Origin of the sequence: Kribbella alba (assembly GCF_039529635.1) — a bacterium.
GTDB classification, from domain to species: domain Bacteria; phylum Actinomycetota; class Actinomycetes; order Propionibacteriales; family Kribbellaceae; genus Kribbella; species Kribbella alba.
On sequence record NZ_BAAANE010000003.1, the window covers coordinates 397,879 to 423,753 of the forward strand.

The window sequence follows — 25,875 nt, forward strand, 5'->3', positions numbered from 1 at the left end:
TGGTTCGAGTACACATGAGTGTGCTGAGACGGCGTCAGGGCTACTCATAACCCGGCGGTCGCGTCCTCATCCCGCGTGGCCGGCGCTAGCCTAAGTTGGTGAGTACCGATGATCAGTGGATTGGAAATCTGGGCCATCTGGCTCTTGCGGACGCCATGCTCGGTGCGTTGTTGATCGACATGCTGACGATCCTCGCGCACGCCCGATATCCCGATCAGCCAGGATCAGTTGACCTCGTCGCGACCACAAAGCAGGCAGCTCGGGAGTTGCAGAAGGTCCTGGAGGCTGACCCTGCCCTGTTCGGAGAGACCGCCGGACCTTGGTTAGCGGATGTCGTTGCAGCAACCGACGCCCGCAACGAGCTCCTCCACGCCGTCGCGCTGAACCAGTGTGACGTTTGTGGCGCGGCGAGCAGGTTCATGATCCCCGCTCGGGCAACGAGGTCGACCGATCTGACGAGGCCGTGCAGGAACTGACGGCCCAGCTCTGGACCTTTCGTGCAGACGGCAGGGCTGTCGCAGGCCAGATCGCCGAACTGGTGAATGCACGTATCGTGGCGTTCGCAAACGAATCGCCAACGCAACCGAGCAGATCCAGAACCCGCCACAGGTCAGCCCTCAGCACGTGACTCGGAAGTGTGCGAGTTGTGACGGCAACGGAAGAGGCAGCGCCAACCACACCCTGGGGATCGCAATTGAGGTGTGGCCGGACCGCCTGAAAGACGTTCGGACCAAGGCGTCCGGAGCGTAGGGGAACCCACGTACGCCGGGCGGCCGCCGATCGATCAACCGTGTAGGTGTCGACTGACATAGCCGGGTTAGGCTCTCTTCATGTTATATGACGCGTTCATCTGTCACGCGAGCGAAGACAAGGAAGAATTTGTCCGACCCTTGGCAGAGCGGTTACGCGCTGAACATGTCGAAGTCTGGTACGACGAGTTCAGTCTCACGGTCGGGGACAGCCTCCGTAGGTCGATCGACCGCGGCCTCAGCCAGTCGCGGTTCGGTGTTGTTGTATTGAGTCAAGCCTTCTTCAGAAAACGGTGGACTCAGCGCGAATTGGATGGCCTCGTCGCCCGCGAAATGTCCGGGGATGACCGCGTCATTCTACCGATATGGCGGGGGGTTGGGCCATCCGACATACTTGAGTACTCGCCACCGCTGGCCGACACGCTGGCAATCTCCGCCGATAGAGGCTTGGATGAGGTGGTGCACCAGCTCGTTGCCAAAATTAAGCCTCAAGGTTCCACGCTCATCAATGCACGGGACCATCTCCTCGACCTCGGATTTGTTCCGCCCGTGATCAGTGATGATTGGTGGCTCGACATTGCCGCAGCTTCGGAATCCAATGACATGGAAGGTGGATTTCAGGAGTCGATGGGGTGGGGTAGGTGGGGATTTCCCTTGCCGCCGCCATCGAAGGATCCTGCTGAGCGTGGATTCCGTATGGCTTGGGCGGCATTGCAGATGACCTGGCAGCGCGAGGCTGAATCTCGGCCTATCACGCAGGCAACCCCGCCGGAAGTCGTCCTGGAGTTCATCGATTCCCAAGTTGGTCTGGCAGACGCGTGTAGCCGCTTCCCTCGCTACTTAATTAGCTACGCCCCGCAGTTGGTTATCCCGGGATTTGGCGGAAGGTTCGAGGAAGCCATTGAGGCGTTATACCGCCGTTCGCGTGCGGTTGCGGAGGAGTCCATCGCCCGTGGGTCAATTTCTGGTACAGCCCTTACAGTTGACGGTCGGCCTCCGAGATGTGACGACGAGTATGTCCTTCGCGATCCAGAGTACGGGGGCTACCGTCCTGCACATGTCGCGTGCGGATATGTGCAGGGCAACTACGTTGCAAACGGTCCACCGGTTAAGTTCTACAGCCATATCGACTATCTCGCCTGGCTACTCTCGGACGGCAGTCAGTGGCTCCCTGCTGAAACACGCGACCTCCTCACTCGGGGCATGGCCGAGTGGGACGTGTGGATCTGGGATACCCGCGACCGCGCCGCAGAAGAGCAGTACGGGTTCGAAGAGATCGACTGTTCAGGGGCACTTGGTGAAGCGCTAAGTGAGGCGACCGTGCAGCGCGATTTCAAACAGGACGCGAACGTTCGTGCAGACCTAGCGCACCGACTCGACCTAAGCTCGCAACTGCTGAGCCTCCCCGAGAACGGTGAGGAGCTGGCGGCGCGGGTCTTGAGTCCGGAGTTCCTCCGTCTTTACTTCGCGGCAAAGTCAGCGAGGGGGGATCGATTGGAGTAGAAGCCGCTGGGTTTTGTCAGTTCTGTCAGGCGGACTCGCGTCGCGGCCTCAGTGAGGGGGGAGTAGTCCTGACCAACGCTCCGCACACGTGAGATGCCCCTCCTGGAGTTTCTGTACCCCTCGCCCTCGAGCCGCAGGATGCGATCACTCCGCCCGCCGGCCCGCTGGATGTGCGGCCCTAGGGAGGGGCATCTCCTCGTGGTTCCCGGGAGGCTACGACCCTGCATCCGCCCGGACGTCACCGGACGTCCGTGGACTCAGAGGCGTGCAGGCCAAGGCGTCCGCAGCACAGGGGAACTCCATGGCATGGAAGAGGTCAGGGGTTCGAATCCCCTAAGCTCCACCGCAGGTCGTCCGTCTGCTTGAGGATCTGATCCATCGTCGCGGCTCCTCTCGTCATCAGCGGCCGCAACTCATGCCGGTAGACCTTCTCGGTGGCGTTGGTGCTCACGTGGCCGACCAGGCGCGATATGTCCTCGATCGGTACTCCGCTGCTGGACAGCAGCGACACAAAGCTGTGCCGCAACTCGCGAGGCGTCCAATCCGCTGCGACCAAGCCGGCGCCCCTGACTACGGCTCGGAACCATCGCCGGACGTTGGCAGCTCCAACGGTGTACCAAGTTCGGACGCGAACACGAGGGTCGAGATGGGTCCATAGCCTCTCGGCGGCCTCGCGGCGGATGTTCTGGCGTTCCTGCCTTCGCCTTAGCGGCGAGCACATTCGTCTACCTCGTCCGCGCTCAGGTCGCGCAGCTTCCGCGCGCCGAGTGACGCGATGACGTGGTTGTTGGCCAGCGTTCGGAGGGTCTCTCTGGTCGTCGGGTTACGGGTGTGCAGGCCGTAGGTGAGCTCGGCCGCGATCAGCGGCCAGTCCTGCTCGATTGCGGCCAGGTCAGCGGGGGTCGGGTAAGGCTTGCGCCTGACGGGGACATCGGAGTGGACTTCACCACAGGTCCAAGGCCGCGCGGTAGACGGCCAATTCGTCGTTGATCTCGGACCTTGTCGATCACTTTGACCTTGAAAGTCCTCTATGTCTGTCAGGGCACGGCGGCCGCTGCCTAAGTCACCCGCAGCAGGGCCAGCATCCCGCCCATCCAGGTGACGAACTCCCGTCCGGCGGGAGAGAGATGGTCGAGGTAGTCCTGAGCGGCTGTGAACAACCACGTCGCCCTCGTCGCGCACCGGTCGGCACGCGCCACACAGTCGTCCGGAGCGTGGAAGTCGTCTCCGCGGCGCTCGGCGGCCAGACCGAAGAACACCGCGAGGGACAGGTAGACCTGCATGGACGTCAGCAACCTGTCGAGCGGCCATCCGCCGTACCGTTCATCGTCCTGGTGCCAGTCCGGGGTGATCCGTGGCGAGCTGTAGGGCCTGAAACCGACGGGGAACAGCGCGTGGACGTACTCGATGTCCAGGAACTTGAGGTGGATCGACTCGTGCACGAGTGTCTCGGCCACCGCAGCGCGATCTGACAAGGCATGGGGAGACAGGAAGACGACGCCGGAGAGGCCAGGTGCAGTGAGTGCGTTGATCGGCGGGCCCGCTCCCTCGAAGTCGCCGACGACCACGGTGCGGAGGTGCGACAGCGCGCTTCGGGCGAGACTTGGCGTGACCTGGAGGGCCAGGTGCACTCCCTCATCGAGCAGCTGAACCTGCTCGTCGGTCGGTACCTCGATTCCGAACCCAGGCAGCCGTTTGAGCACCTCCTCGACGAAACGGCGCCCCGGCACGGTGGCCGGCCGATCATCGGCCCAGACGAAGGAATGACCAGGCGCTGAGCCCAGGGGAACGCACCTCGCGGTGGCGTCGAGCATCGACCTCTCCCCTGCCTCGGCATGCGCTGCCGCGCAGAGAAGCACCTCGCTCAGCGTCGCCGCGTCGATCGCATCCAGACCACGGAGAAGGGTTAACACACCGTCCTCAAGAGTGCGCCTGACCAGCGGGTCCTGGAACAGAGGCTCAGCACCCTCGCGGCCCTCGATAGCGGCTAACAGCGTTTGGGCCCCCGGGGACTGCTCGGCGATCAGCGCGAGCAGCCTGACGTACTCAGCCGAGGTGTTTCGCGAGAGGTAGTCGTAGCTCCCGAACGGTGTGCCGTCGGACAACTCGGACTCAGTGGCCGCCAAACTCGCGGTCCCCACGGACCCGAAGGGCACGCTCACGTCGTCGCTTCGACTCGCGCACTCTCGGTGACCGCTTCGGTCACTGCGGGGAAGTGGAGGTACAGCAGCGGACAGAACGTGCCCGGCTGGGCGTAGAGGAGGGTGCAGACCGTGTTCGGGAAGGCTTTGAGCTCCCCTTCGTCTTGGGTCGGCGTCCCCTCCGGGCTGGAGAAGACCCGCTTCGCCGCCTCTAGGTGACGGATGAGCAGGTCGATCGACTCGGCGCCTTGCGCCTCACCGGCTCCCTGATCGGTGGCGTTGTAGACCGTCATCGAACGCTCCCTTCCAAGGCGACACTGACAGCTTCGTTCCTTTGAACCACTCACCAGATCCCCTGTCAATACCGGACTAGCTCGCAAGCGTCTCGGGTCACCTGCGAGGTCTGGGGCTCGGCGCTGATGGCCGCGTGGTGTCGGTGTCTGCGCTCAGGGTAGGGACCGGCGAACGCGCTGGCCTACAACCTTCGGGAGACCGGCCTCTCGCATGACCCGGGAGGCTACGTTAATCGGTTGCACGCCACCGAGGCGGAGTATCAGATTCCGGCTATGACGATTGTGCTGAGTACGCCGACGGCCGACGGGGTGCGAGAGGCTATGGCGGCGCTGCGGGAGTGGCAGCACGACGAAGCGCCGATGCAGCTGCATCCCGGGGACATCGGCTGGAACTACCGGTTCGGAACGGCCGAGACGGCCGCGGTGGTCCGGACCTGGAGCCGGGACGGACGGATCCTCGCTGTCGGGATGCTGGATTCGCCGACGGTGGTGCGGATGACGGTCGCTTCCGACGCTTTCCAGGACGAGGACTTGGCGCGGCGGCTCGTCGAGGACTTCTCGCTGCCAGAGCGCGGCGTGCTGCCGGAAGGAGCGGTGTCCATCGAGGCGCCGCAGGGCCTGCTGCTCCACGAGCTGTTGACCAAGGAGGGCTGGGGTGTCGACGAGCCGTGGACGCCGCTCTTCCGCGACCTCGCCGAAGCGGTGGAGGACCCCGGCGTGTGGATCAAGGCGATCGGCCTGGAGCAGGCACAGGACTTCGCCGACGTCCTGCGGTCCGCGTTCAACACCACGAGGCCCACGCGCGAGTACCGGCACGAGATGTCGGCGGCACCGTTCTACGCCGACGCCCGATGCCTGGGTGCTTACGACGACCAGGGCAACCCCGCGGCGGTGGTGACGGTCTGGTCGGCCGGCCCGGGGAAGCCGGGACTGGTCGAGCCGATGGGCGTCCATGCGGACCACCGCGGCCGCGGCTATGGCCGGGCGATCACCGTCGCCGGGGCGGCCGCACTGCGGGAGATGGGCTCGTCGAGCGTGCGCGTGTGCACGCCGAGCTCTAACGTCGGCGGCGTCGCAACGTACAAGGCTGCTGGGTTCTCGGCGAGGCCGGAGATCGCCGACCGGATCCGGAAGGTCTGACCTGCTGTTCAGAAGAAGGGCAAGGCGGAGATCTGTTGGGAAAATGAGCGCCGTTCTGCGTAAGCCAGGAATGCGACCCCCGCCAATGGCATGGAAGCGTTCAGGGGTTCTAATCCCCTAGTACGACAGCCGTGGTTCGTGATGATGCCCTCCGGCAGGGGGCCCGCGGAGGGCTGGGTGGGCGGCCCTGACCAAGAGTGGGGTCCTGGGACAGGTAGTCGGGGCCTTGAACACGTTATTTCGTGTCCGCGGTCCCTGGTTGGTGTTCAAAGCCGCCGCTTCTTGACCGCTGGCCTGATCTAGAGAAGTCACGGTGACGCATGCCCTGCGTCAGTGGTCGTGTCAGGGGCGTGTCAGGCGGGTGTCAGGCCAGGCGCCGACGGTAGTCGCATGACAAGTACAGCAAATGCAGCATCAGAGCTGCGGCACCGCGAGCCCAGGATCCGCGTGCAGAGCATAGAAAAGTCCTACAAGGAGTTGCACGTACTGCGTGGCGTGACCTTCGACGTGGCACCGGGCAGCATCTTCGCCCTTCTCGGCTCGAACGGGGCAGGAAAGACCACGATCGTGAGAATCCTGTCCACGCTGCTGAGATCGGACGGCGGCACAGCCACTGTCAATGGCTTCGACGTCGCGACGGACCCGCTCCGCGTTCGAGAGTCCATCAGTTTGACCGGGCAGTTCGCCGCGGTCGATGAGATCCTCTCCGGTCGAGAGAACCTGGTGCTGGTTGCCAAGCTGCGGCATCTGAAAGCCTCCGGCCAGGTCGCCGATGATCTTCTCGCACGCTTCAACCTCGCCGATGCAGGTTCGCGGAAGGTGTCGACGTATTCGGGGGGCATGCGCCGTCGCCTTGACATCGCCATGAGCCTGATCGGGCAGCCGGAGGTGATCTTCCTCGATGAGCCGACCACGGGGCTCGACCCCGAAGCACGCATCGAGGTGTGGCAGGTCATTCAGGAGCTCGCCAAGCAGGGGACCACCGTTCTGCTCACCACGCAGTATCTCGACGAGGCTGAGCAACTCGCAGATCGGATCGCGATCCTTCACGAGGGCCGGATCATCGCGAACGGCACCCTCGCCGAGCTGAAGCAACTCCTCCCACCAGCGACGGTCGAGTACGTCGAAAAGCAGCCGACCCTGGAAGACATCTTCCTCGCGCTCGTTGGGAACAACGGCAAAGACGAGACGGGTAAGGACCAGTCATGACGACACACTTCTTCGGAGACACGGCCGTTTTGCTGGGCCGCTCGATGCGTCACATCTTCCGGAGCGTGGACACGATCATCACGACCGCGATCACGCCGATCGCCATGATGCTGCTGTTCGTCTACGTTCTCGGCGGGGCAATCGAGACAGGAACCGACAACTACGTCAACTACCTGCTGCCGGGAATCATGCTGATCGCGATCGCCTCGGGCATCGCGTATACCGCCGTTCGGTTGTTCACCGATATGAAGAGCGGCATTTTCGAGCGTTTCCACTCCATGCCGATCGCACGATCGTCCGTGCTGTGGGCACATGTTCTGACCTCGCTGGTAGCCAACGGGCTCTCGGTCGTGATCATCGTGCTCGTAGGCCTGGTGATGGGATTCCGCACATCAGCAGGCCCACTGGCGTGGCTCGCTGTCGCCGGAATCCTGGCACTGTTCACCCTGGCACTCACCTGGATCGCAGTCCTCGCCGGCCTATCAGCGAAGTCCGTGGACGGTTCCGCCGGATTCTCCTACCCGCTGATCTTCCTGCCCTTCATCAGTTCCGCTTTCGTCCCCACGGCCACCATGCCGGGTCCCGTGCGCGCCTTCGCCGAGAATCAGCCGGTCACGTCGATCGTCAATACGATCCAGGATCTGTTCGCACAGCGACCGGTAGACAGCGATATCTGGATCGCTCTCGCCTGGTGCCTGGGCATCCTCGTTCTCGGCTACGTCCTCGCCATTCGCACCTACCGGCGCAAGATCAGCTGAGGGCCACTCGGACAAGCTCGCCTTCCGCCCACCAACACCTCACGCAGGCACAACTTCGTTTCCTCGCAGGGCGAGCCGGGCCCGTCCGACGCCAAGGTCTCGGTCCACGCCCGTACCCGGCACGGCGACATCACCCTTCAACGCGCGGCAAGCTGACCCCTCACGACGCGAGCGTGTCCTCGATCAGCTGAGACCAGCTCGTCTGCCTACCCTCCCGCGTCACCTCGGCGAACCGTGCTTCGCCGAGGTGACGTCGCGCGTCCAGCTCGATCCTGGCCGCGTCTGATTGCGACAGATCCGCCAGCCCGCGGACGCTGACGCTGGCCGCGAGCAACCGCGCTGCCTGTTCGTACTGGTCGAGGCGAACTGCCAGATCCGCGAACCCGACAAGTATCGGGGCCATCACGAACGCGTGTCCCAGCTCTGACGCCGCCTGCCAGGCAGCCACGCGGTGGGTACGGGCCTCCCCGGCATCGTCGGCCAGGTAGCCGTGCAGGTTGTGTATCTGTGCGCGAATGTTCGCCTGTTCCGCGGCATCGCCCAAGAGGGTGGTCGCGAGGCCGAGCTGACGGCGGGCCTCCTCGGCGTCGCCGCCCAGGCGAGCTAGCCCCGCCTTGGCGAGCGCCAAGGCGACCAGAGCGTACGGCCAGGTGACACCTTCGGCGCTCCGCTCGGCCTCGGCGATGGAGGCAGCGCTCGCGTCGCGATCGCCGTCAAGCCAGTACAGCATGGCCTGCTGGGTCCGCACCTCGATGACATCCTCGACGGCGCCGACCTCGGTGAGGACCGCGATCGCCTGTTCGTAGTACTCGCAGGCACCGGCGAATTCACCCCGCCGGGCAAGTTGGCCCGCCAGCTCGGACAGGGCCAACGAAATCCCGAACCGCTCGCCGAGCGTCCGGAACTCCGCGAGCGCCAGCTCCAACTGGGCCTCCACCTCCCGGCCGCCCCGGCCGAGCATGGTGCGCATCTTGCCGACCTGCCACCGAGCCATGGCGCGCACCCAGGGGTCGCCGCTGTCCAGCAACGACTCGAACGCGGTCACTGCTTCCTCCGGTGCCTGCAGCAGACGTTCCAGCGGAATCGCGAATGCCAGCAGCGGGTTGTCGTGCCGGCTGAGCTGGCTGAACCGATACGCCTTGTGGATCCATTCCGCGCCCAGGTATTCGTCGCCTTGCCCGGAGGTCACGTAGAGCACCACCAGCCCGTACGTCATGGCGCGGACGTCATCGCTCACCTCGCCCGGGAGGTTGGCGGCCGCGATCAGCAGCTCAAGGCCTTCGGTCCGGCGCCCGCCGAGCCACCAGTACCAACCAGCGGCGGCCGCGAGCCGCATCCCCGCCGGTGCGTCACCGGCCGCGATCGCCCCCCGCAGCGCGGCGCTGAGGTTGTCATGGTCGGCCTCGAGCGTAGCGAGCCATTCCAGTTGCTCGGCGCGGCGCAGATGTGGCTCTGCGGTCAGGGCGAGCTCGGTGAAGTAGGCGAGGTGCGCCAGCCGGGTCTGCTCTGATTCTCCCGCTTCGGCGAGCCGATCCGCGGCGTACTCCTTGATTGTGGTGAGCATCCGATAGCGCGGGGCACCGTCGCCGGCGGTGACCAGCAGCGACTTCTCGGCCAGCGAGGTGAGCAACTCCAGCACTTGATCTCGCTCGACGGCATCACCGAGGCAGACGCGCTCGGCTGCCTCCAGGCCCGCCCCGCCCGAGAACACCGACAGCCTGCGCAGCACCGTCCGCTCGGCATCGGTGAGCAACTCCCAGCTCCAGTCGACCACTGCGCGCAGCGTCTTGTGCCGCGGCAATGCGGTGCGGCTCCCGCTGGTCAGCAGGCGGAACCGGTCATCGAGCCGGTTGGCGAGTTGCTCGATGGTCATGGTCCGCAACCGGGCGGCAGCCAGCTCGATCGCCAGCGGCATCCCGTCCAGCGCCCGGCAGATCCGCACCATCGTCGACAAGGTGTGGTCGTCGACCCCGAGATCCTTCCGTACTGCGCCGGCTCGGTCGCGCAGCAGCCGGACGGCTGGAGAGGATTCGATCTCGCCAGAGCTGGCGTCGGTTGGCATGGCCAACGGATCGACCAGCCACAGCGCCTCACCGGTAATACCGAGTGGTTCCCTGCTCGTCGCCAGAATCCGCAGCCGTCGGCACTCCCCGAGCACCCGATCTGCGAACTTCGCCGCCGCCTCGATCACATGCTCACAGTTGTCCAGGATCAGCAGCGCCTCCCGATCGCGGATCGCGGCGATGAGTCCGTCCACCGGGTCCGCGCTCGGCGCCGTGCCGAGCAGGGCATCCCGGAGCCCGAGCCCGGTGACTGCTGCCTGGGTCACGTCACCGTCGGCGCCGCTGGCGGCGAGTTCCACCAACCAGACTCCGTCCGGCAGGTCGCCGATCAGCGTGCGCGCGGTTTCCGTGGCCAACCTGGTCTTCCCCGCGCCGCCCGGCCCGATCAGGGTGGTGAGCCGATGTTCGGCGATGAGCTCCCGGACCACGGCCACATCAGCGTCCCTGCCGAGGAAACTCGTCAGCTCGGCACGGATGTTGGTCCTCCGGATCTCCTCCCGCTGTCCCAGCTCACCCCGCAGCAACGCGACGTGCAACGCCGACAACTCCGGCGAGGGGTCGACGCCCAGCGCGTCGGCCAGGGCTTGTCTCGTACGCTCGTAGGTGAGTAGGGCCTCGGAGTCGCGGCCGGCTGCCACCAGGGCACGCATCAGCGCAGCCACCAGCGGTTCCCGCAGCGGATGCGCGGTCACCGCGTCGGTCAGTTCCGGGACCAGTTCCGCACCGTGGCCGAGACTGACTTCCGCTCCGAACCGATCCTCCATCGCCGTCAGGCGTAGCCCCTCGAGCCGAGTCACCGCCGCGTCGAACGCCGCGCTGTCCTCCAAACCGACATCCTGCAGGGCCGCACCACGCCACAAGGCGAGGGCCTCGCGCAACAGCCGAACCCGCCGCGGATCCTCCTCGTTGCGGGCCTGACCGACGAGGCGTTCGAACCGCAGGGCATCGACAGCGCCGGGTTCCACCGTCAACCGGTAGCCGCCCGGCTGCCCCTCGACCACACCTCCGGGCAGCGCCTTCCGCAGTCGGGAAGCCAAGCGTTGCAGGGCATTCGACGCGTCGGCGGGCGGGTGCTCACCCCAGATCCAGTCGATCAGCGTCGCCTTCGGGACCACGCGGCCTGGTTCGAGGGCGAGGGCGATCAACAGCCCGCGCAGCCGAGCGCCCGGCACGTCGGCGAGGACGCCGTCGTCCGTTCGAACCTCGAATGATCCAAGCATCCCGATCTGCACCTGGCTGATACTACGTACGCCCAGGCGCCTACCGCGCTCGCCTGCTGCCTGGTGCTCGCCCAACGCACTGACGCAACGCGCAGGCAGTCGTAGCGTTCGTCGGGACTTCCGCTTCTTGGCGACGCCACCCTCCCGCACCGAGCGCCATTTCTCGATCGACAACAGCTGGGGGGCGGATCGAATACGGTGCGTCATCCAGGTCCACCTGATCCCCGGTTAGCAGCGAAACCACGATCTAGCCCGGATCTTTCACGGCCGAGCCGCGAAAGATCCGGGCTAGGAGCTAGCTAGAGTAGACCTGCTTGTAATAGACGTTACCGTCCTGTCCGGTGAGGATCGCATACATGATGTTGCGAACTACCGAGAGTCCGACCGAGTAGATGGTCTGCCAGCCGGTAGCGTCCTGGCTCCACCCGCCAGTGGGGGCCCCGTACTGACCGTATGTCCGCCAATTGGGACGGTATGTTGAGTCCACATAACTCACCAGCATCTGATCAGTCTGGCCACTGGCGGCGATTGTGGGCGGGCGGGTGGTACTGCCGCCTTGTGGCGTCCAGTCGCCCCATTGGTTCCCGTTGTTGTCTGAATAGCTCATCCAGATTCCGTTGTCTTCGCCTCGGGCCGCGGCCCAAAGTCCCGATCCAGGGTTATAGGCCAGGCTAGGAGCCGAAGGCGAAGTTCCCCCGGCTATGGTTTGGGTACCACCCCAGCTGCTTCCGTTCCATCGCGTGCCCCAGATCTCGTCATCATTCGCTGCTCGGTATACCATGTACAGCTGATTTGAACCTGTGCCAAGCTGCGCGACGGCCACGGTGTTGTTACTGGCCTGATATGGAACGGCAGTCCACGACCCACTCCACGTGCCCGCAACGGTGTTGACTTGGGTGTAGTAGATGAGACCGTTCGTGCCGGTATGGAAGACCATGAAGGAGTCTGTTCCGTAGGGAACCACCGTAGGGCTGACATAGGTCGCTGTCGACGTTCCGTCGGGATTAGTCAGCTGGAACGGATCATTACCATCGTAGGCCAGCCATACTATGTTATTGGTTTCCCCCCTCCATACCTGAAGAAGGTCTCCATTCGTGTTTCTGGCTTCGCTCACGGTGTTCCGCGCCGAGAGTTCCTGGCTGCCTACATGTTCGGCGAGCCAGTTGTCGGACTCGCCCGGCTCCGCAGCGAACGCCTCGCCAGTGAATGTTACCGACACTGCGAGGGCGGTTAGCACGGCAATGAGCGGCAGTCGCCATCGCTTCCACGAAATTTGCATCAGAACTCCTCTTTTTTGCCCCGTGGCTGAAGGTCTCTTACACGATCCGCGCAGGTGAGCGCGCCGTCGTCCTTGCCAGCAGCCGTTTCATCCCCCCTGCTGGCCGTACCACCAAATTCCTGCTGGCCGTAACCGGCTCTTCGGAATTGCGCATGGGTGGGTGTTCGTCGTAGGGGCGGGTTCCGTCGGCCGCGAGCAGGTTGGGTAGGCGGTAGACGGTGTGCGTTGCGGAAGCCGTGTGCGAGTCGTCTGGTTTTCTCGATGACGCCGTTGATGGCTTCGGTCCCGCCGTTGTTGACGCCGCCGGTGGTGAAGTAGGCCAGGATCTGCTAGCGCCACTAGATGTAGGGTCCGGTCGAGCCTGGCGATCTCCGGGATGGGGCAGGTGTGGAGGACCTTGATGAGATGTTCGGCGAGCCGGCGTCCGGCCTGCGCAGAGGTGGCGTGGTAGATCGCGCAGAGTCGTTGGCATCCTGACCAACATCCGTGCCGTTCCTTTGCGATGGCTTGAATGTCAGGAGAACAGACACGGCACCGGCGGTCCGAACGCAATGCGGCCACTCAGCGCGAGATTCTCGACGCGGCTTGGCAGCTTGTCCGCGAGGAGCCGTTCGCCGCGCTGGCGATGCGTGGCGTCCATGGTCATGGCGGTGGCTACCATCTCCAGCACTTCCAGGCAGAGCTGTTGGCGAGGGACGTGCGGCTGATCGCGCCGGACCAGCGAGGTGTACTGCGGTCGGACCCGGTGGCGCCGGGTGATCGGCTCGACCTGGATTTGTTGTTGGAGGACTTCGAGTCGAACGACCGCTACGGGCTGCCCCTCTTCGCGCGGCCAGCCCAGCCTGCTGATCGAGGTATCGACGATCTCGCGACCGACCCCCTCTCGGTCGATGCCTACCGCAACAATGTGCCGCCCGGCCAGGTAGTCACCTTCGAGGTCCCGCCACTTCCCGCAGTTCGAAGAAGCCGCCCGCTACGCCGAGCTGGTTCGTCAATCAGCACGCCCGCTCGACCTGACTCGCCCCATCTTCAGCTCCACCGATGGAAGACCTGCTAGCGGAGGGCATCGCGCCCTCCAGGGCCCAAAGGCGCGCCGCCATCGGGGCCCTGGCAGCGGATCGATGGTACGGAGACGCGCGTCAGGTCCTTGTCCAGGGGCGGAGCTTCTCGGGGTTTCGTACTGCCCAGATGTGCTTGATCCGGTCGCCTTCGATGTTGAAGGCGAACACCGCCACGGTCACGCCGTCTTGCTGGGCCACCAGGCCCGGCTGACCGTTGACCGTGCGCTCCAGGATCGTCATGTCGGGTGCGTTGCTTGCGATCTCGACGACGTTGCGCGCGATCTGCTCGGCTCCTTCGACCGGGTGGAGTTGGGCGGTGACGAGGCCGCCGCCGTCGCCGATCGCAGTGGCGTCTGGATCGAGGAGGCCGATGAGGGCGTCGATGTCCTTGGCTTCCCAGGCCTGTTTGAAGTCCCTGACGATGTCGGCCTGTTGGGCTGTCGGAGTCGCGGGAACCTGCGACGCGCGAAGGCGACGGCGGGCCGACGAGGCCAGCTGGCGACACGCCGCCGGAGTACGGCCGACGATGTCTGCGACTTCGGCGAAGGAGTAGCGGAAGACGTCGTGAAGGATGAAGGCGACGCGCTCGGCCGGGGTCATCGCTTCGAGCACGACCAGGAAGGCCATGTTGATCGACTCGTCGAGGGTGACTCGGTCGGCTGGGTCGACCGTGGCGCCGCCCGACCGCACGCTGATCCACTCGGTGCGATCGGGCAGCGGTTCGGGGATCCATTCGCCCACGTAGCTCTCCCGCCGGGCCCGCGCCGAGCCGAGCAGGTCGAGGCAGATGCGACTGGCGACCTTCGTCAGCCAGGCGCCGGGGGAGTCGATTGCCGCCCGCTGCTGTTGAGACATGGCGTACCAGCGGGCGTACGTCTCCTGTACGACGTCCTCAGCATCGGCCAGCGAGCCGAGGAGTCGGTACGCGAGATTGATCAGCTGACGCCGCTCGCTCATGATCGCGCGCAGGCTCGGATCAAGCGAGCCGTCTCCTGGCTCGGATCGGGTGGTCATCGCGTCGCCGGCTCCCTTGGTCGCAGCTGCCCTCAGCAGTCCGACGAAACATCGCACCGAAATGTGAGGTTGGGCCGTCGCCTCACATTCCGCCGGCTTGTGTCGTCGTACTGCTGAGACGCACACCATCTCGCGAACAGGAGCTCAACGACATCATGACCGACCACCCTGCAAGGAGACCCTCATGAACATTGCTCTGTGGATTGTCGCGGGCCTGATGGCCGTAGCCTTCCTGGCCAGCGGCGCCACGAAGCTGGCCCAGCCCAAGGAGAAGCTGGCCGCCTCCGGCATGCCAGTCGTCGAAGACTTCAGCGCCGGCGCTGTCAAGGCCATCGGCATCCTCGAGGTCCTGGCCGCGGTGGGACTGATCCTGCCCGCCGCGCTCGACATCGCGCCGGTTCTAGTGCCGCTGGCCGCGGTCGGTCTGGTGTTGCTGATGGTCGGCGCGATCATCACGCACCTCCGCCGTCACGAGGCCCAGGCAATCGTGGTGAACCTGGCCCTGCTCGCCCTCGCCGTTCTCGTCGCGTGGGGCCGCTTCGGTCCCCAGTCCTTCACCGGCTGACCCAGCCCAGCGTCTGACCACCCACGACCAAGGAGGAAGCCTATGAGCAACTTTCAGGACATCGCTGATCGCGTCGAGATCGAGGCGCTGCGCGGCGAGTTCACTGACGCGGTGATGATGCGTGACTACGACCGGTTGGCGTCGCTGTTCACACCGGACGGCGTGGTGCGGATTCCCGGCATCAATGCCGAGACCGTCAGCCGGGAGGGCATCCGCGCCGGGGTCGAGCGGCTCCAGGGTCTGTGGCAGTACTTCGTGCAGAACACACACCCCGGCGCCACCAAGCTCGAGGGCGATACCGCGGTCGGCCGCGCCTACATGTCAGAGTTCGGCCGACTTCGCGACGGCAGCTCGCACCTGAACTACGCCATCTACCACGACCGCTACCAGCGCACTCCGGACGGCTGGAAATTCGCGGAGCGCGTCTATGAGGTCAGATACCTCGACTCCACCCCACTGGCGGGCTCGGCACCCGAGTGACCTCCTTGCCTCTGGCATCAACCCGTACGCCATGCGTCCTGGCTGTTAGGTAGCCAGTGAGCCGGAGGTCGTAGGCTGCCCCCCCGGGGCCGCAATCTTGACTGATTCCAGAAAACAGGCGAGACTTCGGGCGTGCCCACGACCTTGGAGTTGCAGGAGCTGCTGCGCGGGGCCGCCTTGCGGGTGACGCGTCCCCGGGTGGCGGTGCTGACCGCAGTACACGCGCTTCCGCATGCCGACACGGACTCGATCATCGGTGCCGTGCGCAGGGAGCTTCCTGACGTGTCGCACCAGGCCGTGTACGACTGTCTGCATGCGCTCACCGCTGCGCGTCTGGTGCGACGCATCCAGCCGTCCGGATCCGTGGCCCGCTACGAGTCGCGGGTCGGGGACAACCATCACCACGTCATCTGCCGGTCGTGCGGCCTCATCGCCGATGTCGACTGCGCGATCGGTCACGCGCCCTGCCTGACCGCGTCCGACGACCACGGTTTCGTGGTCGACGAGGCCGAGGTCATCTACTGGGGCCTCTGCGCCGACTGTTCCACCGCACGTAGTTCCTGACTTTCCCCCCGACCTGCCAGTCCCGGAAGGATTCCAACCCGATGTCTGAGAACCACCAGCCAGTCCCTGGAGAGTCGAGCACCGAGAGCCGAGGGGGCTGCCCGGTCGCACACGATCGCGCGCCGCACCCGACCTCCGGCGGCGGAAACCGGGGCTGGTGGCCGAACCAGCTGAACCTGAAGATCCTCGCCAAGAACCCCGCGGTGAGGAATCCCCTGGGCGAGACGTTCGACTACGCCAAGGAGTTCAAGACCCTCGACCTCGCCGCCGTGAAGCAGGACATCGCGGAGGTGCTGACGACCTCGCAGGACTGGTGGCCGGCCGACTTCGGCAACTACGGCCCGTTCATGATCCGGATGGCGTGGCACAGCTCGGGCACCTACCGGATCAGCGACGGCCGGGGTGGCGCCGGGGCCGGCCAGCAACGGTTCGCGCCGCTCAACAGCTGGCCGGACAACGGAAACCTCGACAAGGCTCGCCGGCTGCTGTGGCCGGTCAAGAAGAAGTACGGCCAGAAGTTGTCGTGGGCAGACCTGATGGTGCTCACCGGCAACGTGGCGCTGGAGTCGATGGGCTTCCAAACGTTCGGATTCGCCGGTGGTCGTCCGGACGTGTGGGAGCCGGACGAGGATGTCTACTGGGGCCCCGAGACCACGTGGCTCGGCGACGAGCGCTACAGCGGTGACCGGGAGCTCGAGAACCCCTTGGGCGCGGTCCAGATGGGCCTCATCTACGTCAACCCGGAGGGCCCGAACGGCAACCCGGACCCGATGGCCGCGGCCCGGGACATCCGGGAGACCTTCCGCCGGATGGCGATGAACGACGAGGAGACCGTCGCGCTGATCGCCGGTGGGCACACGTTCGGCAAGACCCACGGTGCGGCCGACCCGGAGCAGTACGTCGGCGCCGAGCCCGAGGGGGCTCCGCTCGAGGAGCAGGGCCTCGGCTGGAAGAACACCTTCGGCACCGGCAAGGGCCGGGACACGATCACGAGCGGCCTCGAGGTCACCTGGACGGCCACGCCGACGACGTGGAGCAACAGCTTCTTCGAGAACCTGTTCGGCTACGAGTGGGAGCTGACAAAGAGCCCCGCGGGGGCGAACCAGTGGCAGCCGAAGGACGGCGCCGGCGCCAACACCGTGCCGGACCCGGAGGACGGCTCGCTGACCCGACCCCCGACGATGCTGACCACCGACCTGTCGCTGCGCGTCGACCCGATCTACGAGCAGATCTCGCGGCGCTTCCTCGAGAACCCGGCGGAGTTCGCGGACGCCTTCGCCCGGGCCTGGTTCAAACTGACGCACCGTGACATGGGTCCGGTCGTGCGCTACCTCGGACCGGAGGTGCCGACCGAGACGCTGATCTGGCAGGACCCCCTGCCCGCCGCGACGGGTGAGCCCCTCGGTGCCGACGACATCGCCGCCCTCAAGGCGCAGGTCCTCGCCTCGGGGCTGACCGTTTCGCAGCTCGTCTCCACCGCATGGGCGGCAGCCTCGTCGTTCCGCGGCAGCGACAAGCGGGGTGGCGCCAACGGTGCTCGGATCCGTCTCGAGCCGCAGAACGGCTGGGAGGTCAACAACCCCGACGAGCTCGCGACCGTACTGCGGACGCTCGAAGGGATCCAGGAGTCCTTCAACGCGGGCGGCAAGCACGTCTCCCTCGCCGACCTGATCGTCCTCGCGGGTTCCGCGGCCGTCGAGTCGGCTGCCAAGACTGCCGGGTACGACGTCGAGGTGCCCTTCACACCCGGTCGCGTGGACGCGTCGCAGGAGCAGACGGACGTCGAGTCGTTCGCCGCGCTCGAGCCAACCGTGGACGGGTTCCGCAACTACCTCGGGAAGGGCAACCGGCTGCCGGCCGAGTACCTCCTGCTGGACAAGGCGAACCTGCTGACCCTGAGTGCGCCCGAGCTGACAGTCCTCGTCGGCGGCCTCCGGGTTCTGGGTGCGAACTACCAGCAGTCCCCGATCGGCGTTTTCACCGAGACGCCCGGGTCGCTGACCAACGACTTCTTCGTGAACCTGCTCGACCTCGGCACCGGCTGGACGCCGACGTCCGGGGACGCGGAGACCTTCGAGGGCCGCGACCTCGCCTCCGGTGAGGTGAAGTGGACCGGCAGCCGAGTCGACCTGGTCTTCGGTTCGAACTCCGAGCTTCGTGCGCTCGCCGAGGTCTACGCGAGCGACGACGCGAAGGAGAAGTTCGTGAACGACTTCGTCGCAGCGTGGACGAAGGTCATGGAGCTCGACCGCTTCGACCTCGCCTGATCCTCACGTCCCTTCAGCTCCACCAGCAACACCCCAGGAAGGCCGGTCTCCCGCTCGGAGGCCGGCTTTCCTGCTTGCTTTGGGTACTACGGACCCACGCCGTTCCCGGGTCACGCGTGAACGGCGGCTGCATCCCTCAACTGCTGGACCAGAGCCGTGATCGGGAAGTAGGCGCGGAGTGCCCTGATCTTGCCGTCGGAGATGTCATAGGACATCGCGTACGGGAGTCGGACGGCTGCGCGGGTAGCGGGGATCCCCGCGAACTCGGCGATGTGTGTGCCGGCGAACACCGCTTCTAGCGCCGCGACACCGTCGGCCAGGGTCACGTTCACCAGCTCAGGCGACGCATCGAAGTACTGGGTGTGAAGCCCGAGGATGAAGTCCCTCACCGCCTCACGACCATGGATCTGGTCACCGGTCTCCATCGTGGTCCACAAGACATCATCGGCGAAGAACGAGGCGAAGTCGCCTCCTCCCAGCAGGACATCCACGTACTCACGAACCGTCCGTTCGGTTTCTTCGAGGGACATGGCCGCTCTCCTCAGCTCAAAGTGCTACGACTGCCCGCTGCAACAGGGCCTCGGAGCCGCCCGCGGACTGCACGCGAGTTCGGGCCCTCCGGCCAGTAGAGCACCGTGCAGCCGCTCTGGCTCGGGGCGAAAGTCCCCTATCGCGATGCCAAATGAATCCGGCGAAAACCCGTCCGCCGTCAGCTGCCGAGTGACTAATTGACTGGCTGTTGTCGCGGAGGTCCTTTAGCGTGAGCGCTCGCGGACAAGTTTGTGGCAGCCATGAGCAACTCGTGTTCTTGAACCGCGAATTCGATGCCTGGCCCGCGCGGCCGTCGAGAGGACCTGGGGTCTAGGTGAGCATCTACAGCGATGCCGGGGAGGCTGTGCCAGCGGAGTTTCGCGCGGGTGTGGAGACGCAGCATGGTGACTTCGGTCGGCACTGGATCGACCGTCTGCCTGGTCTGCTGGAGTCGGTGTGCCGGAACTGGCACCTGGTGCTGGTGGACGTTGTTCCTCGGCATGGTTACCTTTCGGTGGTCTGGCAGGTGGAGCAGGCCGCACAGTCGTACGCGCTGAAGCTGACCGTTCCGTCGGAGACCTTCCAGCTCGAGACGGCTGCCCTGCTGGCCTGGGACGGCCGAGCGATGGTCCGTCTCGTCCAGTGCGATGCGGAGCGGGGAGCAGCACTCCTTCAGTGGCTCGACGCGAGTGTTTCGTTGGAGGATGTACCACTCGACCAGGCTGTCGCTGTGGCCGGCGAGATGCTGACCGCGGCGCCGCAGATTGACCGTAGTACGACGAATTGGTTCAGCGATGCTCGCGCTGAGGTCGAGCAATGGCGCAAGGCCTGGCCGAGTCGCAACACGTCGCTGGGGCGTCCGTTCTCTGCCGCGATGCTCCAGGCAGCAGAGGCCGCAGTGGTCGGCATCATGGGCCGCCCGGAAGCGGAACAACCGGCACTCGTGAACCATGACCTGCACTACGCAAACGTCATCCGCGACTGGAACGGCCACTGGGTTTGCGTCGACCCCAAGCCGCTGATCGGTCCTCCGGAGTACGGCCTGGCTCCGTTGATCTGGCGGCGGTACAGCGGTGCGGAGAACTCGCTCGAACGAGTCAAGAGCTTGTGCCGCATCGCGGGGCTCGATCGGGAGCTTGCTCGCGACTGGCTGCTGGTTCGGACCGTCGACTATGCACTGTGGGCGCTGGAGGCCGGCCTGACAACTGACCCCGCGAACTGCTGTGAGCTGGTCGACCGACTTGGCTAGTTCCGCAGTGGCTGACGCGCATTTCGTCGGCCGACGCCTTGCAGGCCGCTATCGGTCGAAGAACCGGGCAGCGGCCGGGCGCCCCCGCAACCTGCCGGCCCGCTACCGCTGGCGGTCGACTATGAGCACCTCGCGATACGAGCACCGGTGCACAGGACCCCGTCGGTCGCGAGCCGCGACGTAGGAGCGGCGAGCAGGGGAGGGAGGAAGCAGCGACGCAGGAGCGGCGCGGGGCTGGTCCGCAGTACCAGACACAGGCTCTGTGTTGGCGTGGAGATGACGACACCGCATTTCCGCACGCATGGCTTTTCTTTCTCTGCTTGGCGGTTCGGCCGGTCAGGTGGCTCGGCCGCGGCGTACCACGGCGTCGAAGCCTGCGGCGAGGAGGAGGACTGCGCCGGTGACGACCCATTCGTAGCCTGCCGAGTTCGCACCCTGGATGAGGTCGCTCATGCCGTTGGTGATGACGGCGACGACCAGGCCGCCGAGAACGGCGTCGATGATGCGGCCGCGACCGCCGAAGAGCGAGGTGCCGCCGATGACCGCTGCGCCGACGGCCAGCAAGAGCGTGTTGCCTGCGCCGGCGTTCGACTGGACGGACTGAAGCAACGACGCCGCGACCATGCCGGAGATCGCCGCCATGCCGGAGCAGATGGCGAACACCGAGATCCGGATGCGGGACACGACAATGCCTGCGCGTCGGGATGCTTCCTCGTTGCCGCCGACGGCGTACACGTGTCGGCCGTACCGTGTGCGGCTCAGGATGAAGTGCCAGACGGCGTACAGGATCACCAGCAGGACGACGACCCAGGGCATGCCCTGCGCCTTGTTGTTGAAGAAGGCGTTGGTCGAGAGGTTGCGGTTGACGCCCATCTCGTACGTGAACACGGCACCGAGTGCAGCCAGTACTGCGACCTTGGCCGCGATCACGGTGAACGGGGCGTGGGAGAGTCCTGAGCGGCGGCGTCCGAGCGCGTCGTTCACCTTGATCGCGGCGTATCCGAGGACGAACAGCACCAGCAACGTCCACCCGAGCCACAGCGGCACGAAGCCGTTCTCCAGCTTGATCAGCGGCGAGGTGTCGGGAATGATCAGCGAACCTTGCCCACCCACGAGGATGAGCGTGACGCCCTGGAACGCCAGGAACGTCGCGAGCGTGATGACGAACGAGGGGATGCCGACCCGGGCACGCAGATAGCCCATTCCCAAACCGATGGCGACACCGGCAACCAGGGCGAGGATCAGGGCGAGCCACCACGACTGCCCGTGCCGCAGCATCAGGACGGCCATGATTGCGGAGCACAGGCCTCCGGTGGTCCCGGCGGAGAGGTCGATCTCACCGAGCAGCAGGACGAAGATCAGGCCCATCGCCATCACGATGATCGGCGCCGCCTGGATCACCAGCGCCTCGACGTTGTAGGCGCTCAGGAAGCCCTGGTGCACGACGGCGAAGACGGCGGTGATGACGACGAGTCCCGCCATGGCGGGAATGGAGCCCAGTTCGCCGCCGCGTACCCGGGCCAGATAGTCCTTGGTGTAGGCCCCCAGCGCGCCAAGTCCTTCGACTGGCTCGTGGTCTCCCGGCTCGTCGTGGTGGACAATCGCGTTGGTCTGTGCGCTCATACAGCCGCTCCGGAGGACTCGGCCGATGACAGCCCCAGCTCACCCGAGCGGCCGGCGGTGATCAGCTCGACGACTTGGGTCTGGGTCACGTCCTTGCGTTTGACCTGCGCGGCCATCCGGCCCAGGAAGAGCACTCCGATGGAGTCGGCGACCTTCATGACGTCGTTCATGTTGTGCGACACCAGGATCACGGCGACGCCCTGCTCGGCGAGCCGGCGTACGAGGTCGAGAACCTGCTCGGTCTGGGCGACGCCGAGGGCGGCCGTCGGCTCGTCGAGGATGACGACCTTCGACTTCCAGAGCACCGACTTGGCGATCGCCACGGTCTGGCGCTGGCCGCCGGAAAGGCTCGCGACACGCTGGCGTACCGAGTGGACCGTGCGCACCGACAACGAATCCAGCGCCTGTCGCGCCAGCTTCTCCATCGAGTTCTCGTCGAGCGTGCGGAGCCGGGTGATCTCCTCGCGGCCGAGGAACATGTTCTCGACGATGTCGAGGTTGTCGCAGAGCGCGAGATCCTGGTACACGATCTCGACGCCGAGCAGCGCGGCGTCGCGCGGGCCCTGGACGGTCCGCGGCGTACCGTCGAAGATCAGCTCGCCCGCGTCGACGCGATGGATGCCGCCGATGCACTTGACCAAGGTCGTCTTGCCCGCCCCATTGTCGCCGACCAGGGCGGTCACCTCACCGGCGTTCGCGGTGAAGTTCACCGACGACAACACATGGACCGGACCGAACGACTTGTCGACGCCCCGCAGCTCCAGCGTGGGATGGGTGGTCATGTCATATCACCTGTTCTGTTGGGAGTGGGGTTGGCGCCGACGAGGCGCCACCCCCACGGCTGATGCGCGGCTACGGGGTCTTGATGCCGTTGGCCGCGCACAGCGTCTGGAGGGCGGCGGTGGGGCAGACTGCCGCGGCGGTCAGATAGCCGTCGGTCACCGGCAGGGCCACGTTCGCCTTGGTGATGACCGTCGGGCTGGCCAGGTACGACGGGACCTCGCGGCCGGTCGTCGGGTCCTTGGTCGTCGTCGGTGCGGTGGGCTTCTGGCCCGCGAGGATCTGGGCGGCCAGTTTGATCGCCACGTCCGCTTCACCGGCGACCGGCTTGTAGATGGTGAACGCCTGGGTGCCGGACATGATGTTGTCGAGTCCGCCGGCGGTCGCGTCCTGCCCGGACACCGCGACCTTGCCGGCGAGGCCCTGGGACTTCAGCACGTTGATGACCGATTGCGCCATGGTGTCGTTGGCAACCATCACGGCGTTGATGTTGGGGTGCTGGCCGAGCATCGTGGTGAACACGGTCTGCGCGGTGGCCGCGTCCCAGTTGCCGGTCTGGTCGGCCAGCAGGTTCCAGCCGGGCTGCTTCGACAGCACGGACGTGTAGCCCTGCTTGAACTGGGTGGCGTTGTTGTCGGTAGGCGCCCCGTCGATCTCGACGTAGTTGACCGCGGTCTTGCCCTTCACCTGCGATGCCTGGGTCAACGCTGTGCCCTGGTCCTCGCCGACCTTCACGTTGTTGTACGACACGTAGTACGACGCGGTGCCGCCGGCGGTCAGCCGGTCGTAGTCGATCGTGACGACGTTGTGCTGCTGGGCGAGGGCCTCGATCGCCTTGCCGGACCCCGAATCCAGGTTGACCACCAGGAGCACCCCGACGCCGGCGTTGATCAGGGCCTGCGCCTGCGACTGCTGAGTCGTCGCGCTGCCGTTGGCGTTGTCGATGGAGCAGGTGAGTCCGTTGGCGGCGCACTGCTTCTTGAGTTCGTTGGGGTCAGCCGAAACCCAGCGCGGCGAGGACGCCGTGTCGGGAAGCAGAATGCCCACCTTGGTGTTGGCGGGCGGCGCGGAGGTTGAGGAGCTACTGCTACTGCTGCTGGAGGTACAGGCGGTCAGCCCAGCCACCAGCGCCGCGACGACCCCGGCCAGTGCCAGGGCCCTTCGGGGTGATGTTCGCATCGATGCGTCCTTCCTAGTCGCTGCAGGGGGACACCGCACGCGTCGGAGGTCCCGCCCGCGCCACAGTCCTCACGTCCACTTCCGCGACCGAACCCGGGTACGTCGCGCCGCGGGGAATCCCACCTGGTAAGCCCAAAAGAGCGTTTCTACTGGGACAGACTCCGCTCAGCCGCGTCGCAAGTCGTCCCGGCAGGCGCCTATCTGCGATACCCGCTAGCGGGAATCACGCGATCCGAAGCGAGCTGCGACGTCGATGGGGATTCGCTCGCGGCGACGGAGATCGGTCGTAGTACGGGTGGAGTCGAAGGCTCGCTTAGTGGGATGGGGCGCAGTACGGTCTGGGTGGGTGGTGACTCGCAGTGCGCGTGCGGGTCGTTTGGGGAATGGGGGACAGGATGCGGAGTCGTGCGGGCAATGCCGGTGGTTTGCGGGTGCACGCGATTGCGGGCACCTATGTCGTGCTGCTGGGGCTCGATATTCCCAAGGCGCGGACCAAAGGGCTGTTGGGGTTCGCTATTGAGCGGTGGGATCCGCTGGAGGACGAGCGGTACTGGCTGCGCGGGATGAAGGTCTTCCAGGAGACCTCGAACGGGATTCCTGCGGGCACCTCCGTCAGCTTGAGGGATCATCCGGTGCAGTCATTTCTCTGGGGCGACTACACGGCTAAGCCGGGGCGGGATTACGAGTATCGGGTGGTCGGCCTCTATGGGAAGCCGAAGAACCTGGAGATCCGCCAGGACGTGACCGTCGCTGTGGCCACGGAGTCGGTCGACACGGGTACGCACGCCATTCACTTCAACCGAGGCGTGGCCGGGAGCCAGGCCTATCTGCAGAAGTTCGGCCGGCCACCGCGCGACAACGACCGCAGCGATCCGGCGTACGACTGGTTGTCGAGGGGGCTGGAGGAGGCTCTGCTCGGGTTCATCGAGTCAGCCACAGGGGCCGGATTCGCCTTGCGGGGTGCGGTTTACGAGTTCGCCTATCCACCGGTGCTCGACGCTCTCGCCGCGGCGGCCGACCGTGGCGTCGACGTACAGATCGTCTATGACCGGCGGGGTAAACCGAGCGATGATCCGGACCGCAAGAAGGTCTGGCAGTCGAGCGAGCCGGCCATCGAGGCCGCGGGGCTCGAGCAGTCGATGATCCCTAGGAAGACCAACAGTGCGATAGCGCACAACAAGTTCCTGGTGCTGCTCCACAATGACGAGCCGCAGCAGGTTTGGACCGGATCCACCAACATCACCTGGGGTGGTCTGTTCGGTCAGTCCAACGTCGGGCACCTCGTTCGCGACCCCGCCATCGCCGCGCAGTACGTCGAATACTGGAAACGGCTGGCGGTCGATCCCGAGTACGACAGGCTCCGGCCGGCCGACACCGAGGCCACGCCGACGCCTGCGATTCCGCCGCCGGCAGGGGTGGCTCCGATCTTCAGCCCGCGCACGAGTCTGGACCTGGTCGACTGGTACGCCGGGGAGGCGGCGAAGGCGAAGAAGTCCTTCTTCATGACCGCCGCGTTCGGCGTGCACGAGAAGATCGCCACGGCCATCCAGCCCGAGTCCGACGTCATGCGCTATCTGATTCTCGAGAAACCACCAGGCAGCGACGATGTGCGATTCGAGACCGACCATGACGTGAAGGTTGCCGTCGGCTCCTTTTTGCGTACTGCGATCCTGGACCGTTGGACGAAGGAACAACTCACCGGTCTCAACCCGAGGGTCAAGTACACCCACACCAAGTACATGCTCATCGATCCGCTCGGCGATCAGCCGCTCGTCGTCACGGGTTCGGGGAACTTCAGTGATCCGTCGGTGAAGGAGAACGACGAGAACATGCTGGTGATCCAGGGGGATCCCCGCGTGGCCGACATCTACCTCGGCGAGTTCATGCGGGTCTTCAACCACTTCTACTTCCGCTATCTCTGGCAGAAGTTGCACCACGAGGACGGCATGGCCACGTACCTGAGTCCCGACGACAGCTGGATCGGCCGGTACTACGACAAGACGACCCCGAGCTACCGCCAGAGACTCCTCTTCCGTTAACCGTCCGACACCGAAGGTAACGGGCTGCCACTCTGAGCGATGACCCGAGCCTCGGCGGCAAGAGAGGCGTTGCTTTCGGCAATCGCTGCTCTAGAAGCGGGGGAGTGGGTACCGTTTGGGCAGCGGTGGTTGCCGGCTCCGGTGGCCGTCTGGTCCTTCGAGGGAGTT

23 protein-coding genes are annotated in these 25,875 nt (G+C 65.6%); 12 read left to right on the forward strand and 11 right to left on the reverse strand.

From position 1 onward, the window contains the following. Positions 1 to 98: 98 nt before the first annotated feature. Together ABD210_RS06220 and ABD210_RS06225 are read left to right on the forward strand one after the other, a co-directional pair. Positions 99 to 476 carry a hypothetical protein gene (locus ABD210_RS06220; RefSeq protein WP_344109768.1) on the forward strand — a complete coding sequence of 126 codons (378 nt, stop codon included), beginning with the start codon at positions 99 to 101 and terminating at the stop codon, positions 474 to 476. 354 nt (positions 477 to 830) lie between these two features. Next, positions 831 to 2,252 carry a TIR domain-containing protein gene (locus ABD210_RS06225; protein WP_344109769.1) on the forward strand — a complete coding sequence of 474 codons (1,422 nt, stop codon included), beginning with the start codon at positions 831 to 833 and terminating at the stop codon, positions 2,250 to 2,252. A 316-nt stretch (positions 2,253 to 2,568) separates the two neighbouring features. Here ABD210_RS06225 and ABD210_RS06230 read toward each other — a convergent pair whose 3' ends face one another. From ABD210_RS06230 to ABD210_RS06240, 3 genes are all read right to left on the reverse strand, one after another. Then, positions 2,569 to 2,973 (reverse strand): tyrosine-type recombinase/integrase, encoded by a 405-nt coding sequence (locus ABD210_RS06230; RefSeq protein ID WP_344109770.1) that lies wholly within the window; start codon positions 2,971 to 2,973, stop codon positions 2,569 to 2,571. Between the two features lie 337 nt (positions 2,974 to 3,310). Beyond that, entirely contained in the window at positions 3,311 to 4,378 is a 1,068-nt protein-coding gene (locus ABD210_RS06235; protein WP_344109772.1) for an aKG-HExxH-type peptide beta-hydroxylase, read from the reverse strand. A 32-nt stretch (positions 4,379 to 4,410) separates the two neighbouring features. Next, a complete protein-coding gene (locus ABD210_RS06240) occupies positions 4,411 to 4,686 on the reverse strand; it encodes a hypothetical protein (protein WP_344109774.1) in 276 nt (91 codons plus the stop codon). 273 nt (positions 4,687 to 4,959) lie between these two features. Here ABD210_RS06240 and ABD210_RS06245 point away from each other — a divergent pair, with 273 nt between their 5' ends. The 3 genes from ABD210_RS06245 to ABD210_RS06255 all read left to right on the forward strand — a co-directional run bounded on the left by ABD210_RS06245 (position 4,960) and on the right by ABD210_RS06255 (position 7,793). After that, a complete protein-coding gene (locus tag ABD210_RS06245; protein ID WP_344109777.1) occupies positions 4,960 to 5,826 on the forward strand; it encodes a GNAT family N-acetyltransferase in 867 nt (288 codons plus the stop codon). A 390-nt stretch (positions 5,827 to 6,216) separates the two neighbouring features. Continuing rightward, the gene (locus ABD210_RS06250; RefSeq protein ID WP_344109779.1) at positions 6,217 to 7,035 is read left to right on the forward strand and encodes an ABC transporter ATP-binding protein; all 819 of its coding nucleotides are present in this window, start codon (positions 6,217 to 6,219) and stop codon (positions 7,033 to 7,035) included. Beyond that, positions 7,032 to 7,793 carry an ABC transporter permease gene (locus ABD210_RS06255; protein ID WP_344109781.1) on the forward strand — a complete coding sequence of 254 codons (762 nt, stop codon included), beginning with the start codon at positions 7,032 to 7,034 and terminating at the stop codon, positions 7,791 to 7,793. Before ABD210_RS06250 ends, ABD210_RS06255 begins: the two co-directional genes overlap by 4 nt. 160 nt (positions 7,794 to 7,953) lie before the next feature. On the opposite strand, the gene ABD210_RS06260 is transcribed toward ABD210_RS06255, so the two are convergent. The 3 genes from ABD210_RS06260 to ABD210_RS32415 all read right to left on the reverse strand — a co-directional run bounded on the left by ABD210_RS06260 (position 7,954) and on the right by ABD210_RS32415 (position 12,681). Beyond that, complete coding sequence (locus tag ABD210_RS06260; RefSeq protein WP_344109783.1) at positions 7,954 to 11,088, reverse strand: ATP-binding protein; 3,135 nt, start codon at positions 11,086 to 11,088, stop codon at positions 7,954 to 7,956. 283 nt (positions 11,089 to 11,371) lie between these two features. Continuing rightward, complete coding sequence (locus ABD210_RS06265; RefSeq protein ID WP_344109785.1) at positions 11,372 to 12,355, reverse strand: PLL family lectin; 984 nt, start codon at positions 12,353 to 12,355, stop codon at positions 11,372 to 11,374. Further along, positions 12,355 to 12,681 carry a transposase gene (locus tag ABD210_RS32415; RefSeq protein WP_425552637.1) on the reverse strand — a complete coding sequence of 109 codons (327 nt, stop codon included), beginning with the start codon at positions 12,679 to 12,681 and terminating at the stop codon, positions 12,355 to 12,357. The genes ABD210_RS06265 and ABD210_RS32415 overlap by 1 nt, the downstream gene beginning before the upstream one ends. A gap of 185 nt (positions 12,682 to 12,866) precedes the next feature. Between ABD210_RS32415 and ABD210_RS06275 the strand changes: the two genes are divergently transcribed. Continuing rightward, on the forward strand, positions 12,867 to 13,412 hold the full coding sequence (locus ABD210_RS06275; RefSeq protein WP_344109787.1) for a hypothetical protein: 546 nt from the start codon (positions 12,867 to 12,869) through the stop codon (positions 13,410 to 13,412). An 82-nt stretch (positions 13,413 to 13,494) separates the two neighbouring features. Here the strand turns inward: ABD210_RS06275 and sigJ are convergent, their stop codons facing one another. Further along, entirely contained in the window at positions 13,495 to 14,430 is a 936-nt protein-coding gene (gene sigJ, locus ABD210_RS06280; RefSeq protein ID WP_344109790.1) for an RNA polymerase sigma factor SigJ, read from the reverse strand. A gap of 184 nt (positions 14,431 to 14,614) precedes the next feature. Between sigJ and ABD210_RS06285 the strand changes: the two genes are divergently transcribed. From ABD210_RS06285 to katG, 4 genes are all read left to right on the forward strand, one after another. Further along, a complete protein-coding gene (locus tag ABD210_RS06285) occupies positions 14,615 to 14,995 on the forward strand; it encodes a DoxX family protein (protein WP_344109793.1) in 381 nt (126 codons plus the stop codon). 42 nt (positions 14,996 to 15,037) lie between these two features. After that, positions 15,038 to 15,475, forward strand: coding sequence for a nuclear transport factor 2 family protein (locus ABD210_RS06290; RefSeq protein ID WP_344109795.1), 438 nt, complete (start codon positions 15,038 to 15,040; stop codon positions 15,473 to 15,475). A 132-nt stretch (positions 15,476 to 15,607) separates the two neighbouring features. After that, a complete protein-coding gene (locus ABD210_RS06295; RefSeq protein WP_344109797.1) occupies positions 15,608 to 16,039 on the forward strand; it encodes a Fur family transcriptional regulator in 432 nt (143 codons plus the stop codon). 41 nt (positions 16,040 to 16,080) lie between these two features. Then, a complete protein-coding gene (gene katG / locus ABD210_RS06300; RefSeq protein ID WP_344109799.1) occupies positions 16,081 to 18,306 on the forward strand; it encodes a catalase/peroxidase HPI in 2,226 nt (741 codons plus the stop codon). A gap of 110 nt (positions 18,307 to 18,416) precedes the next feature. Here the strand turns inward: katG and ABD210_RS06305 are convergent, their stop codons facing one another. Continuing rightward, complete coding sequence (locus ABD210_RS06305) at positions 18,417 to 18,836, reverse strand: ester cyclase (protein ID WP_344109802.1); 420 nt, start codon at positions 18,834 to 18,836, stop codon at positions 18,417 to 18,419. A gap of 335 nt (positions 18,837 to 19,171) precedes the next feature. Between ABD210_RS06305 and ABD210_RS06310 the strand changes: the two genes are divergently transcribed. Further along, the gene (locus ABD210_RS06310) at positions 19,172 to 20,086 is read left to right on the forward strand and encodes an aminoglycoside phosphotransferase family protein (RefSeq protein WP_344109805.1); all 915 of its coding nucleotides are present in this window, start codon (positions 19,172 to 19,174) and stop codon (positions 20,084 to 20,086) included. A 336-nt stretch (positions 20,087 to 20,422) separates the two neighbouring features. Here ABD210_RS06310 and ABD210_RS06315 read toward each other — a convergent pair whose 3' ends face one another. From ABD210_RS06315 to ABD210_RS06325, 3 genes are all read right to left on the reverse strand, one after another. Beyond that, positions 20,423 to 21,709, reverse strand: a complete 1,287-nt coding sequence (locus tag ABD210_RS06315) for a sugar ABC transporter permease (RefSeq protein WP_344109807.1) — start codon at positions 21,707 to 21,709, stop codon at positions 20,423 to 20,425. Beyond that, positions 21,706 to 22,491, reverse strand: a complete 786-nt coding sequence (locus ABD210_RS06320) for an ATP-binding cassette domain-containing protein (protein ID WP_344109810.1) — start codon at positions 22,489 to 22,491, stop codon at positions 21,706 to 21,708. The genes ABD210_RS06315 and ABD210_RS06320 overlap by 4 nt, the downstream gene beginning before the upstream one ends. A gap of 70 nt (positions 22,492 to 22,561) precedes the next feature. Next, positions 22,562 to 23,668 (reverse strand): sugar ABC transporter substrate-binding protein, encoded by a 1,107-nt coding sequence (locus ABD210_RS06325; protein WP_344109812.1) that lies wholly within the window; start codon positions 23,666 to 23,668, stop codon positions 22,562 to 22,564. Between the two features lie 395 nt (positions 23,669 to 24,063). On the opposite strand from ABD210_RS06325, the gene ABD210_RS06330 reads away from it, so the two are divergent. After that, positions 24,064 to 25,707 (forward strand): phospholipase D-like domain-containing protein, encoded by a 1,644-nt coding sequence (locus ABD210_RS06330; protein WP_344109814.1) that lies wholly within the window; start codon positions 24,064 to 24,066, stop codon positions 25,705 to 25,707. Positions 25,708 to 25,875: the final 168 nt, after the last annotated feature.